The sequence below is a fragment of the Peribacillus sp. FSL M8-0224 genome (assembly GCF_038003055.1).
Lineage (GTDB): Bacteria > Bacillota > Bacilli > Bacillales > DSM-1321 > Peribacillus > Peribacillus frigoritolerans.
Genome location: NZ_JBBOOJ010000001.1, coordinates 2,704,518 through 2,718,553, shown reverse-complemented (window position 1 = coordinate 2,718,553; position 14,036 = coordinate 2,704,518). Strand labels below are relative to the sequence as shown.

The 14,036-nt window shown below is 41.1% G+C and carries 8 protein-coding genes and 1 riboswitch; all 8 genes read left to right on the top strand.

Going from position 1 to position 14,036, the window contains the following annotated elements:
• Positions 1-82 precede the first annotated feature (82 nt).
• The 8 genes from ku (at position 83) to odhB (ending at position 13,899) form a co-directional block, all read left to right on the top strand.
• Positions 83-925 (top strand): non-homologous end joining protein Ku, encoded by an 843-nt coding sequence (ku, locus tag MKX49_RS12925; RefSeq protein ID WP_340876674.1) that lies wholly within the window; start codon positions 83-85, stop codon positions 923-925.
• Positions 926-1,418: 493 nt separating this feature from the next.
• On the top strand, positions 1,419-2,069 hold the full coding sequence (locus tag MKX49_RS12920; protein WP_340876673.1) for an MOSC domain-containing protein: 651 nt from the start codon (positions 1,419-1,421) through the stop codon (positions 2,067-2,069).
• Between the two features lie 111 nt (positions 2,070-2,180).
• Positions 2,181-2,279, top strand: a riboswitch (SAM riboswitch).
• 103 nt (positions 2,280-2,382) lie between these two features.
• Positions 2,383-4,230, top strand: coding sequence for a bifunctional homocysteine S-methyltransferase/methylenetetrahydrofolate reductase (locus MKX49_RS12915; protein ID WP_340876672.1), 1,848 nt, complete (start codon positions 2,383-2,385; stop codon positions 4,228-4,230).
• The gene (gene metH, locus MKX49_RS12910; RefSeq protein WP_340876671.1) at positions 4,223-7,672 is read left to right on the top strand and encodes a methionine synthase; all 3,450 of its coding nucleotides are present in this window, start codon (positions 4,223-4,225) and stop codon (positions 7,670-7,672) included. Before MKX49_RS12915 ends, metH begins: the two co-directional genes overlap by 8 nt.
• Positions 7,673-7,776: 104 nt before the next feature.
• Positions 7,777-8,544, top strand: coding sequence for a polysaccharide deacetylase family protein (locus MKX49_RS12905; RefSeq protein ID WP_340876670.1), 768 nt, complete (start codon positions 7,777-7,779; stop codon positions 8,542-8,544).
• Between the two features lie 75 nt (positions 8,545-8,619).
• Positions 8,620-9,390 (top strand): dioxygenase family protein, encoded by a 771-nt coding sequence (locus tag MKX49_RS12900; RefSeq protein ID WP_340876669.1) that lies wholly within the window; start codon positions 8,620-8,622, stop codon positions 9,388-9,390.
• A 376-nt stretch (positions 9,391-9,766) separates the two neighbouring features.
• A complete protein-coding gene (locus MKX49_RS12895; RefSeq protein ID WP_340876668.1) occupies positions 9,767-12,619 on the top strand; it encodes a 2-oxoglutarate dehydrogenase E1 component in 2,853 nt (950 codons plus the stop codon).
• A gap of 2 nt (positions 12,620-12,621) precedes the next feature.
• The gene (gene odhB, locus MKX49_RS12890) at positions 12,622-13,899 is read left to right on the top strand and encodes a 2-oxoglutarate dehydrogenase complex dihydrolipoyllysine-residue succinyltransferase (RefSeq protein WP_340876667.1); all 1,278 of its coding nucleotides are present in this window, start codon (positions 12,622-12,624) and stop codon (positions 13,897-13,899) included.
• Positions 13,900-14,036 lie beyond the last annotated feature (137 nt).

The window sequence follows — 14,036 nt, the reverse complement described above, 5'->3', positions numbered from 1 at the left end:
AATTGTTTTTTCGGTTTTTTTTGAACAAAGGGGAATAATAAAATTGTTCTTCTCATCAAAAATAAGTTATGAGGTGACGAATATGCATACGATGTGGAAGGGAAGCATATCATTCGGCTTGGTGAACATTCCGATCAAACTTCATGCTGCAACGGAGGATAAGGATATATCTTTAAGGACGTTGCATAAGGAATGTCATACACCGATTAAATACGAGAAGGTTTGTCCAGTATGCGAGAAAGAAGTGGGGAAGGATGATATAGTCCGCGCTTTTGAGTATACAAAGGGAAAGTTTGTTGTATTGGAAGACAATGAACTAGAACAACTGAAAAAACAAAACGAAGAAAAAGCCGTGGAAATCGTGGATTTTGTTAAAATTGAAGAAATAGATCCCATTTATTTTAACCGGAGTTATTACATGTCCCCAAATGACGGGGGGATAAAAGCTTATTCCCTTTTGAGGCAGGCCCTCAAGGAATCGAATAAGGTGGGGTTGGCAAAAATCATCATTCGATCCAAAGAACAAATGGCGGTAATCCGAGTCGTTGATAATACCTTGGTTATGGAAACGATTCATTATCCGGATGAAGTCCGCTCCACAGCGGATGTTCCGAATATCCCTGCCAATGATACCATAGTAAAAAAAGAAATCGATACTGCCGTATTATTGATAGATCAATTAACGACTACTTTCGATCCGACAAAATACACCGATGACTATCGAACCGCGTTACTAGAATTGATTGAATCAAAGAAAACGGGACAGACGACGATTACAGCGAAAACAAAAGAACCAGTTTCCAACAATGTAACTGATTTAATGGAGGCATTACAGGCATCCATAGACCGTACAAAACATGATGAAACGGAAAAGAAAAAGACGACCCGAAAGAAAGCGGCACCGAAAAAAAAGAAACAAGCGTAAACAGGAAGCTGAGCGGAAGACGGATGATGTCGCTCGGCTTTCTGCTTGTTTTTGCAAGGAATCAGGCTTCTAATAAGGAAATGAAAGGGACTTGATAAGGAGGGAAGGAAAGTACAAATAGGTGAGTCGATCAAGATGCAAGAAACTGAATGGAATTACAGGGAATTAGTGGATATTAATGAAAGCAAAAAAAATTCGCTCCCTAAAGAGCGACAATGAGGAATTCAATCGTGAAAATCAACATATAGGCGAACGGTTGTAGTTTTCGACTATATATTGTGTTCATATTCTACCATATTTAATTCTGAAATAGCAACTAAATTACTGAAACTAACCTATGAATTTTTCTGGAAATCAATGATATTTCGCCCATTAACTGCTCATATGGCTTTTTCATTTCATATACATATAAAAAGGTACTGAATAAAATGGATTTTTAGTATAATTTATACATATAGGATGATATAAATTTAATATGAATGGAAGATGCAAAATGGAAAATGGAAAAATCAAATCACTACATGCGGGGAAGCCGAAACATGAAATTTTTTCGAATATCGATATCTTTTCAGCCATGGATAAACAAGCACAGGATAATTTGACAGTGACTAAAGCTGGCATAATCGGCGATGGTGTCGGTAATGTAAAGTTCCATGGAGGTCCTGATCGGGCTTTGTGCTTTTACCCATTTGAGCATTATTCATTATGGAATGAAAAATTCTCTAAAAAGCTGGATATCCCTGCATTCGGTGAAAATTTAACTATAGCGGGGATGAGGGAAGAAACAACGTATATCGGCGATATTTATCAAATAGGCGATGTGATTGTTCAAATTAACCAAGGGAGGATACCTTGTTCGACCATTTCCTTCTTCAATCAAGAACCTAAGTTTTTGGAACGCGTGCTGAAAACGAGTTTCACTGGTTATTTTGCAAGAGTACTTCAAGAAGGAACGATAAATAAACAAAACGAGATTGTGCTAATAGATCGTCTACAAGAAAAAATTTCTGTCCATTACGCAGCAGAGGTCATCCTTCATAAACGGGATGGGCTGGAAGGTGCTAAGGCTTTACTTACACTAGACTCGTTAGCGGAAGACTGGAAACAAAGGATCTTGAAGAGGGTTCAAGCAGCAAAAAATTGAATGATTTTTGCAAAAGTGAAAAAAATGTCGATCAGGTATTGAAATTGACAGATTATTAATGTAAATTAAATATAATCAAATTTTGAAATCTTATGAAAATTATATAAATGGATCTTATCGAGAGAGGTGGAGGGACTGGCCCGAAGAAACCTCAGCAACCAGCTTAGGCAAAGGTGCTAAATCCAGCAAGCAGAGCTTGATAGATGAGGAGAATGTTTCAAAAACCTTCTTCTTTGAGAAGGTTTTTTTTCCTTTTCTCTCATACTCATAGACTACTACAAAAACAGGATTGTTTTTGAGAGAGGGTGTAATGATGAATTTTCGTAAAGAATTAAAAGAAAGAATGCTGATTGGAGAAGGGGCAATGGGGACCTTGCTTTACTCTAATGGCATTGATCAATGTTATGAGGAATTAAACTGTACGAACCCAGATCAAATAGAGTCCATCCATCGAGCCTATCTGGAAGCTGGTGCAGATATCCTTCAATCGAATACATACGGAGCCAATTTCAATAAATTGAAGCGGTATGGACTTGAAGATGAAGTAAGCAGAATCAATCGCCAGGGAGTCATTCTTGCTAAAAAAGCGGCAAAAGGAAAAGCATACGTCTTCGGTACCATAGGGGCCCAGCGGAGTATCAGGAAATCGGATTTAAGCATGGAAGAGATAAAACGGGGTTTTCGTGAACAGCTATACAGTCTGTTGATGGAAAATCCTGATGGGATTCTCCTGGAAACATTTTATGACCTGGAAGAACTGGAAACCGTCCTGCAAATCGTTAAAAATGAAACGGGACTGCCGATTATCGCAAATGTCTCGATGCATGAACTGGGTAATCTTCAAAGTGGAATCCATTTAAATGAAGCCTTTCAAAAACTCGAGCAATTGGGTGCCGATGTGGTTGGTGTAAATTGCCGCCTCGGACCACATCATATGATTCGGGCCTTGGAAGAAGTGAGTTTGCCAAAGCAAGCATCGATTGCCATTTACCCTAACGCCAGCCTGCCGGATTATGTCGATGGGAGGCTCGTTTATAAAGCTGTGCCGGAATATTTCGGTTCTAGTGCCCTGGAACTTCGTGAGCAAGGCGCCGCGATCATAGGAGGGTGCTGTGGAACGACTCCACTGCATATTCAAGCTGTAAAGCATGCAATTGGAAGTTTGGCTCCCGTGAAAGAGAAATTTACGAAATCCCGTGAAATAGAAGTAATTGAAGTGAACGATAGGGAATTGGAACTTCCCCTTTACGAAAAAGCCAAAACGGAACGGACGATTCTTGTTGAGCTTGATCCACCGAAAAAGCTAGGGATAGAGAGCTTCATGACTGGTGCTGAGGTTTTGAAAAAAGCAGGAGTCGATTCCATTACATTAGCGGACAATTCACTTGCCTCACCAAGGATATCGAATGATGCACTGGCTAATTTACTGAAGAACCAATTGAATATAAATCCGATGGTGCATATAACATGCCGTGATCGAAATTTGATTGGCCTGCAGTCACATTTAATGGGTCTGCAGACGGTAGGGCTAAACGAAATATTGATCATCACCGGAGACCCTTCAAAAATTGGGGACTTCCCGGGTGCCACCTCGGTTTATGATTTATCTTCCTTTGACCTGATAAGCATGGTCAAACAATTTAATGAAGGTCTTTCCTATTCCGGTCAAAGTTTGGGGCAACGGGCAAATTTTAAAATTGCGGCAGCTTTTAATCCCAATGTGAAATATCTGGATAAAGCCGTACTAAGAATGGAAAAGAAGATTGCCTGCGGTGCTCAATCCTTTTTGACACAGCCAATTTATTCCGTGGAGCAAATCGAAGAAGTATATGAAGCGACAAAACATCTAGAAACCCCGATTTTCATCGGTATCATGCCCTTAACAAGCACCCGGAACGCCGAATTCATCCATAATGAGATCCCAGGCATCAAATTGCCTGATAATGTTAGAAGGGCCATGGCTCTAGCGGGGGATGACCCTGTAAAGTCAAGGATTGAAGGGGTGAATATTGCGCGGGAACTGGTGGACGCGGCTAGGGAAAAATTCAAGGGCATATATTTAATCACTCCATTCCTTCGCTATGAAATGACGGCGGAACTTACGAAATATATTAGAAAAGTCGATAGTAAACAGACATCAGAGGTGGCAGTACATGAATAAAAAAGCGATTCAAGATCAGTTAAATTCTAAAATTCTCCTACTTGATGGGGCGATGGGAACGATGCTTCAAGCGGAGAATTTGACAGCAGACGATTTTGGCGGGGAACAATTCGAGGGCTGCAATGAATATTTATCACTGACGCAACCGGATATCATCCAATCCATTCATGAAAAATATTTAGCGGCGGGCGCAGATATCATAGAAACAAATACCTTTGGAGCGACCAGCATCGTCCTTGAGGAATACCAAATAAGTACGATTGCCTACAAGCTAAATAAAATTTCCGCTGAGCTTGCCGTTAAAGCTTGTGAAAAGTATTCCAATGATGAATGGCCAAGATATGTAGCTGGCTCGATGGGCCCCACTACAAAAACGCTTTCCGTAACGGGAGGAACGACTTTTGATGTTTTGACAGATTCTTATGAAGAGCAGGCACTGGGTCTCTTGGATGGCGGGGTAGACTTGCTGTTGGTGGAAACCTGTCAGGATATGCTTAATGTCAAGGCTGCCTTTTCTGGAATCAAAGCAGCATTCGCTAAAACGGGAAAAGATGTGCCTGTCATCATATCAGGAACAATCGAACCGATGGGCACGACACTTGCCGGACAGTCCATAGAAGCTTTTTATTTATCGGTTGAACATATGAAGCCCGTAGCTGTCGGCCTTAATTGTGCAACAGGGCCGGAATTCATGATAGACCATATCAGGACACTTGCAGATATATCAAATAGCGCCATCAGCTGTTATCCGAATGCCGGGCTCCCTGATGAAGAAGGCCACTATCATGAATCACCTGCTTCCCTGGCAGAGAAAATGAAGCAATTTGCCGAGAAGGGATGGGTCAATATCATTGGCGGATGTTGTGGTACCACGCCAGAACATATTAAAGAACTTTCCAGGGTACTCGAAGGAATGAAGCCACGTACACTTACGGAAACTGCCCATGGTCATGCCGTATCAGGGATAGAGCCGCTCATTTATGATGATTCAATGCGCCCTTTATTCGTAGGGGAGAGAACGAATGTTATCGGTTCCCGAAAATTCAAGGAGCTGATACGCGGAAAGCATTACGAACCAGCTGCCGAAATTGCACGTAACCAGGTAAAAAAAGGCGCCCATGTCATTGATATCTGTCTTGCTGATCCTGATGGGGATGAGCTTGGCGACATGAAGGAATTTGTAGAAGAGGTCGTCAAAAAAGTGAAAGTCCCATTGGTCATCGACACTACGGATGAAGTCGTACTCGAACAAGCATTAAAACATTCACAAGGAAAATCGATCATTAATTCCATAAACCTTGAAGATGGTGAAGAGCGCTTTGAAAAAATAGTGCCCTTAGTCCATCAATATGGTGCTGCCGTTGTCGTAGGAACCATTGATGAAATTGGGATGGCCGTTGATGCTGAACGGAAATTGGAAGTGGCTACACGGTCTGTGGATTTGCTCGTCAATAAGTACGGTCTAAACAAAAATGACATCATTTTTGATCCGCTGGTATTTCCTGTAGGCACAGGGGATGAACAATATATCGGATCTGCATTGGAGACGGTGAATGGAATAAAGGCGATTAAAGAAAAGTTTCCGGAATGCCTAACGATACTTGGGATTTCCAACGTTTCTTTCGGTCTACCGGCGAGGGGAAGGGAAATATTAAATGCCGTTTTCCTTTACCATTGTACAAAAGCGGGTCTCGATTATGCTATCGTGAATACAGAAAAACTTGAACGTTTCGCCTTGATACCGGAAGAGGAAGTAAAATTGGCTGAGGCACTCCTGTTTGAGACTTCAACTGAAACTTTAGCGATTTTTACCGAATTTTATCGTGGGAAAAAAGCGGAGAAGAAGGATGATGGTGTGATCCTGCCATTGGACGAACGTCTTGGTAACTATATTATCGAAGGAACGAAAGAAGGATTGATTGATGATTTAAATGAAGCGATAGAGCGCGGTGATACCCCGTTGGAAATCATCAATGGACCATTGATGGATGGGATGAGTGAAGTGGGGCGGCTGTTCAATGACAACCAACTTATTGTCGCAGAGGTGCTTCAGAGTGCTGAAGCGATGAAGGCGGCTGTAGCTCACCTTGAACCACTTATGGAAAACTCTGAAGATAGTGCTAAGAAAGGGAAAATCCTGTTGGCGACCGTCAAGGGAGATGTGCATGATATCGGGAAAAACCTAGTGGATATCATTCTATCCAATAACGGCTATGAAGTCATTGATTTGGGAATAAAGGTCGCACCGCAACAAATCATTGAAGAGGTTCGAAAACATGAGCCAACCATCATTGGCCTATCTGGGTTACTTGTCAAATCTGCACAGCAAATGGTTTTAACCGCGCAGGATTTAAGGCAAGCGGGAATAGATACCCCAATTTTAGTTGGAGGGGCAGCATTATCCCGTAAATTCACCGATTTTAAAATTTCACCTGAATATGAAGGGCCGGTTTTATATTCCAAAGATGCGATGGATGGTTTGGCAGTAACGAATATTTTGCATGACGCCGACAAAAAAGTGGTGTACTTGGAAGAGTTGGTCGAGAAACGAGAAAGATCGAAAGCGAATGCCGCCATTGCTGCCACGTTGGAGAAACCTGTTCGTAAGCAGTCCACAGCGGCTCCTTTAAGCGATGCTCCTGTTCAAACACCGCGTGACATCAAACGTCACGTCCTGAAAAACTATCCATTGGATGTCGTCCAGCCATATATAAATAGGCAAATGCTGATTGGACATCATTTGGGGTTAAAAGGCAAAGTTTCCGAATTGCTTAAGCAAGGGAATGAAAAAGCAGTGCAGCTCAATGATCTCGTTGACGAATTGATAGAATTCCTAAAGACGGAACCGGATTATGGCCTGAATGCAGTTTATCAATTTTTCCCTGCTCAAAGCGAAGGAGATAAGCTATTTATATACAACCCGGACAATCATCATGAGGTTTTGGAAACTTTCGACTTCCCCCGGCAAGATACGAATCCGCATCTTTGTTTAGCGGACTTCGCAAAACCGATCTCCTCCGGACAAATGGATTATGTTGGTTTCTTCCTAGTCACTGCCGGAAAAGGAATCAGAAAATGGGCGGAAAAACTGAAGCTTGAAGGTGATTTCTTGAAAAATCACGCCCTTCAATCACTTGCTCTCGAGACAGCTGAAGGGTTCGCGGAAAGAATTCATCAATTAATGCGGGATGATTTAGGTATAAGCGATCCGATTGATATGTCCATGAAAGAGCGATTTGCAGCTAAGTACACCGGGCAAAGGTTTTCATTTGGTTATCCTGCTTGTCCTAATCTGGAGGACCAGGAGAAGCTATTCCGCCTGTTGCAACCTCAAGATATTGGCGTGGAATTGACTGAAGGATGCATGATGGAACCAGAGGCTTCCGTTTCAGCCATTGTTTTTGCACATCCTGAAGCTCGTTACTTTAATGTCGATCGATAACTTCATTTAATAAAGGCAGCGGTATTTTTTACCGCTGCCTTATTGCGCATGAAACCCCTTAACTGGTACACCTTAATGGTCAAAAGGAAGGGGATGCAGCAGCTATGAAGAAGATGCTAAAATTAATTCTTGTCATGGCGAGTTCTTTCATTATTATTTTGTCTGATGTGGATGTGCAAAACATTCAAGTACATGCAGTGGTTCCTGAAGAGATCACACCGTTACTAAAAAGTAAGGCGAATCAGAAAATCGCTTATTTGACCTTTGATGACGGACCATCCTTGAATACCATGAAGATATTGGGGATTTTGGACCGCTATCATGTTAAGGCCACATTTTTCGTTAAAGGTAACGAAGAACCATACGCTAAGAGATGTTATCAGGAAATGATATCCCGCGGTCATTCGATTGCTCTTCATTCTTATACACATGATTATTCCATCGTTTATCGGTCGACTGAGAGTTTCTTTCAAGATTTGAATAGGCTTGAAACCATGCTGCAAGAGGATTATGGGATAAAAAGCCGTATTGTGCGCCTTCCTGGCGGCTCGAATAATCGTCTGCGGCATCAGGCGTCAACAAAACCAATCATCAATGGAATCCTTCAACAATTAAAGGAAAAAGGGTATATTTATTTTGATTGGTCCATTGACTCGACAGATGGCTTCAGTCCGTCAATAAGTGAACAACAAATCATTACTGCTGTACAAAAAGGGACGAAAAACCAAAAGCATGTTAATATCTTATTGCATGATATCAATAGTATGAAAAATACAGTGAAAGCATTGCCTGATATAATTGAATTCCTTAAAAAAGAAGGATATACCTTTGATACTATTGATGAGACAACGCCGAAAATGCAATTTAATTGATGAACACATTGTTTAACTATAGTAAATTAAGGTATAGGATATTGAGATTACAATGTGAAAGGATTTATCGTCTCTATGATGCCATCATTGTTTTTATCACATGGAACACCGCTATTAGCTTTGGAAAAGAATAGCTATACTCTTTTTTTGAAGGAGTATATGCAAACTATGAAGAAACCTGCTGCCATCGTTATTTTGTCAGCACATTGGGAAAATGAAGATCAAATGATTTCTGCAGTGCGGAAGCATGAAGTCATTTACGATTTTGCTGGATTTCCTGAAGAAATATTTCAGATAACATATCCTGCGAGGGGATGCCTGGAGCTGTCAGATCGAATTTTAACCTTATTGTCCAGGATAGATGTATTGGGGGAACTTGATGAAAGGCGCCCCCTGGATCATGGAGCATGGGGGCTTTTGCATCTCATGTACCCAGAAGCTGATATCCCGACCGTATCTATGTCCATTAGTCCTTCGCTGCCATTGGACAAGCAGTATGAAATTGGGAAAGCATTGAGGGAATTAAAGGAAAATAATGTCCTGATCATAGGAAGCGGCGGAATTGTCCATAATTTCACACATATTCAGAAAGATATGCATGTTGCAGAGGGATGGGCAATCGAGTTTGAGAACTGGGTCGAAGAAAAAATCCTGAAATGGGATTTGCAATCTTTGTTCAATTATGAAGATATTGCCCCTTACAGTACAGAGGCTGTGCCTTCCAAAGAGCATTTCATTCCATTGGTCATCGCAATGGGCTCAGGGGATGACAATAAAAAAGCGGCTCTTCTGCACAGAAGCTTTCAATATGGCAATCTAAGTTTAACAGCTTGGAAGTTTGAGTGAGGTGAAAGGGTTTTCAAACTAGTTAAATTTACCTGAAAAATAATCATTATACAAAAATACAAAAATCTTTTTTCAGCGAAAAAAAGACTTAAATGAGCAAAAAAGACAGTTAAAAGCGATTTTTGACGAATTAAGCAGAAATATAGTTGAAAAAAGGTTGTATAAAGTGGTTTAACCTTTGGATATTTCGACAAAAACATGTTAATATAACATCTGAAAACGTTTTATCCTTTAAAATTTTATTATTCAATAACCAAAGTTATTTATTATATATCTTATATATATCATATATTTGGGGAAAATTTAGAAGAAAGAAATTTGGGGATGGATAAAACGTAATGAAAAAAATTATGAGAAAAATTTGGGGGTTTACAAAATGACCATCAATGATTCTAAGGTATTAGACCACTGGAAAGCTTTTTCGGGTCCAAACCTTGGGTATGTCATGGAGCAATACGATTTATTTCTAGCCAACCCGGAAGAAGTGGATCCGGAACTGAAAAACTTTTTTGAAGTAGCAGGTCCTCCTTCATTCGATGTATCGGCAGAAACAACGACTGTATGTGCATCAACTGTACAAACTGGAGAAGTTCTTCCAATGAAGAAAATTATGTCTGCAGTTAATTTAGCTGAAAATATCCGTGCATACGGGCATCTTGCTGCAAATATTTATCCTTTAAAAGAAGAAGCTCTGGACACTGAACAAATTCACTTTGAAAAATATGGCTTGACTGCAGATGATTTAAGGAAAATACCGGCTGACTTAATTTGTCCGGAATCACCTGAAGACGTGAAAGACGGATACGAAGCCGTACAATACCTAAAACAACTCTATACAAAAACGATAGCCTTTGAATTTCATCATGTTAATGACTTGGATGAAAAGCAATGGCTTACTGATATGGTCGAATCTGGAAACATGTTCCCGGAAGTGGGAAAAGAGAAAAGAGAACTATTACTTAAACGATTGAATGAAGTAGAAGGTTTCGAGAAATTCCTTCACCGCACATATGTAGGGCAAAAACGTTTCTCTATTGAAGGACTGGATGCTTTGGTTCCGATTTTAGATGAAATGATCTCACAAACTGTCCAAAACGGAACGGGTAATGTGAATATCGCCATGGCTCACCGTGGACGTTTGAATGTGCTTGCACATGTATTAGGAAAGCCTTATGAGGTCATTTTCTCTGAATTCCAACATTCACCGAATAAAGATTTGGTTCCTTCCGAAGGTTCGACAGGCATTAACAATGGATGGACAGGTGATGTTAAATATCATTTAGGTCTGGATAAACAGATTACTAAAGCTAATATACAAAAAGCAAGGATTACACTTGCCAATAACCCAAGTCACTTGGAAGTGGTCGGTCCAATCGTGGAAGGGTATTCTCGTGCGGCTCAAGAAGACCGTACAGAAAAAGGATTCCCGGTGCAAGACATTTCCAAATCTCTTGCAATCCTGATTCATGGTGATGCTGCATTCCCAGGTGAAGGAATTGTACCTGAAACGTTTAACTTAAGCCGTTTACGCGGTTATCAAGTTGGCGGCGCAATCCATATCATCGCCAATAACATGATCGGTTTTACAACGGAAAGTGAAGATTCACGTTCAACCTTATATGCTAGTGATTTGGCAAAAGGCTTTGAAGTGCCGATCGTGCATGTAAATGCAGATGATCCAGAAGCATGTATGGCTGCTGTGAACCTTGCTAACCTATATCGTGAAAAATACAACAAGGATTTCTTGATCGACCTGATCGGTTACAGACGTTTCGGCCATAACGAAATGGATGAGCCATTGGTGACTCAACCTGAAATGTATGCATTAATCCATAAGCATCCAACCGTAAAAGAGCTTTATGGGAAAAAACTTATTGAATCCGGCGAGTTCACTGAAGCTGAAGTTAAAGCGATTGCTGAGCAAGTGGATACAAGGCTTGCAGATGCATATGCGAAAATTTCCGGAAATAAACCGGAAGCTTCCAAAGAATGTAATCCTCCTGGGATTATTGAAAAAGGACTTCCAGCCATTGAAACGGCAGTTCCGAAACAAGAACTTGTTACAATTAACGAAGAGCTTGTTAAGTGGCCGGAAGGATTCACCCCTAATAAAAAATTAGGAAAGATTTTATCACGTCGCTTGGATTCCTTTGGTCCTGAAGGAAAAATCGATTGGGCACATGCCGAGACATTGGCTTTTGCTTCGATTTTAAGTGACGGCACGCCAATCCGTTTGACAGGACAAGATTCAGAGCGTGGAACATTCGCACAACGTAATATCATGTTACATGATAGTGTTAATGGAAAAACATATTCACCACTTCACACACTTGAAACTGCCAAAGCTTCATTCGCTGTTCATAACAGCCCGCTTACGGAAACGGCAGTTCTGGCTTATGAATATGGTTATAATGTTTTTGCACCTGAGACACTTGTATTATGGGAAGGCCAATTCGGTGACTTCGCTAATACTGCACAAGTGATCTTTGACCAATTCATCGCGGCTGGCCGTGCAAAATGGGGTCAAAAATCTGGTCTTGTCATGCTGCTTCCACACGGTTATGAAGGACAAGGGCCAGAGCACTCAAGTGCACGACTGGAACGCTTCCTTCAATTAGCAGCTGAAAACAACTGGACAGTTGCTAACTTAAGTTCGGCAGCTCAATACTTCCATATCCTTAGAAGACAAGCTAAGATTTTGGATCAAGAACAAGTACGTCCGCTTGTCATCATGACACCGAAGAGTATGCTTCGTAATCAGGTGATGGCTTCTACAACAGAAGAATTCAGTGAAGGCGCATTTGAATCATTCGTAGAAACCAAAGCCTTGGGCAAAAAACCTAAATCGGTTGAACGCATTGTTTTTGCAACAGGTAAATTGGCGGTTGAACTTCGTGAAAAAGCGGCAACTGAAAAAAATACGGATTGGTTGCAAATCATCAGTATCGAAGAAATTTATCCATTCCCATTCACTGGAGTTCAAGAAGCCCTGAAAAAATATACAAATCTTAAAGAAATCTTCTGGGCTCAAGAAGAACCTAAAAACATGGGTGCTTGGACATTTGTTGAACCTCGCCTAAATGCAGCGGCTCCTGGCAATCTTTCAGTAACATATATAGGAAGGAAGCGCAGATCAAGCCCGGCTGAGGGAGATCCACTTGTCCATAAAAATGAACAACAACGGATTATGACTCAAGCAATTACACGCAATAATGAGGGGGAGAAATAAAAATGGCTGAAGTAAAAGTACCTGAATTAGCAGAATCAATTTCTGAAGGATCTATTGCGCAATGGTTAAAACAACCCGGTGATCACGTTGAAAAAGGAGAATATGTCCTTGAACTTGAAACGGATAAAGTGAACGTTGAAATCATTTCAGATTATACTGGTACACTTTCGGAACATTTAGCAGAAGAAGGCGATACTGTCCAAGTCGGACAGGCTATCGCCATCGTTGATGAAAATGGATCAGCTGCAGCAGCTCCAAAAGCGGAAGCTCCTAAGGTTGAAGAAGCTAAAGCAGAACCAGTTAAGGCTGAACAAGCGGCTCCTGCTAAAGAGGCTCCTAAAGCAGAAGCGAAAGAAGCATCATCCACTCAACAAGTTATTGCATCACCAGCTGCAAGGAAATTGGCTCGTGAAAAAGGAATTGACTTGACTCAAGTGCCTGTAGCAGATCCACTAGGTCGTGTACGTGTACAAGACGTAGAAGCGGCAAGTAATGCACCTGCAGCTCCTACAGCACCTGCGGCAGCTCCAAAACAAGCTCCTGCAGCTAAACAAGCAGCCACTCCTGTTGAAGTGAATGATGACCGCATTGAAGTGGTTAAGATGACACGCCGTCGTCAAACCATTGCCAAACGTCTAGTTCAAGTACAATCAGAAGCAGCCATGCTTACTACTTTTAACGAAGTCGATCTTTCTGCAGTCATGGAATTGCGTAACCGCCATAAGGATTCTTTCGTGAAAACAAATGATGTTAAACTTGGTTTCATGTCATTCTTCACTAAAGCGGTCATTGGGGCATTGAAAAAATATCCGTTATTGAATGCTGAAATCCAAGGTGACCATATCCTGAAAAAGAACTTTTATGATATCGGTGTGGCAGTATCCACTGATGAAGGTCTTGTCGTTCCGGTTGTAAGGGATGCTGACCGCAAAAGCTTTGCTGAAATCGAGAAGAACATTTCGGATTTAGCTGTTAAAGCGCGTAACAACAAACTGGGACTTTCAGATTTATCAGGTGGTACTTTTACCATCACTAACGGAGGGACTTTCGGTTCCCTATTATCAACACCAATCTTGAATGCCCCTCAAGTTGGGATCTTGGGCATGCATACAATCAAGACTCGTCCAATCGCTGTTGGAGACCAAATCGAAAACAGACCAATGATGTACCTTGCATTATCTTATGATCACCGTATCGTAGACGGAAAAGAAGCAGTTGGTTTCTTAGTGGCCATCAAAGATATGCTTGAAGATCCAGAACAACTTTTACTTCAAGGCTAATTAGATAATACTACCCCCCCTGTCATTTTGACATGGGGGGTTTTTTTGTTGAATTGAAAGGATATTTTCATAGAAAAAAAGATAAGGGAATTCAAGAAGGTTCATGTCTAATAAAAATGAATGTTTTTGAATGTATT

Excerpts from the sequence above, each read along its gene's own strand:
- MKX49_RS12900 (WP_340876669.1), top strand. The coding sequence starts at position 8,620 with ATGATGCCATCATTGTTTTTATCACATGGAACACCGCTATTAGCTTTG.
- MKX49_RS12895 (WP_340876668.1), top strand. The coding sequence starts at position 9,767 with ATGACCATCAATGATTCTAAGGTATTAGACCACTGGAAAGCTTTTTCG.
- MKX49_RS12915 (WP_340876672.1), top strand. The coding sequence starts at position 2,383 with ATGAATTTTCGTAAAGAATTAAAAGAAAGAATGCTGATTGGAGAAGGG.
- metH (WP_340876671.1), top strand. The coding sequence starts at position 4,223 with ATGAATAAAAAAGCGATTCAAGATCAGTTAAATTCTAAAATTCTCCTA.
- MKX49_RS12920 (WP_340876673.1), top strand. The coding sequence starts at position 1,419 with ATGGAAAATGGAAAAATCAAATCACTACATGCGGGGAAGCCGAAACAT.
- odhB (WP_340876667.1), top strand. The coding sequence starts at position 12,622 with ATGGCTGAAGTAAAAGTACCTGAATTAGCAGAATCAATTTCTGAAGGA.
- ku (WP_340876674.1), top strand. The coding sequence starts at position 83 with ATGCATACGATGTGGAAGGGAAGCATATCATTCGGCTTGGTGAACATT.
- MKX49_RS12905 (WP_340876670.1), top strand. The coding sequence starts at position 7,777 with ATGAAGAAGATGCTAAAATTAATTCTTGTCATGGCGAGTTCTTTCATT.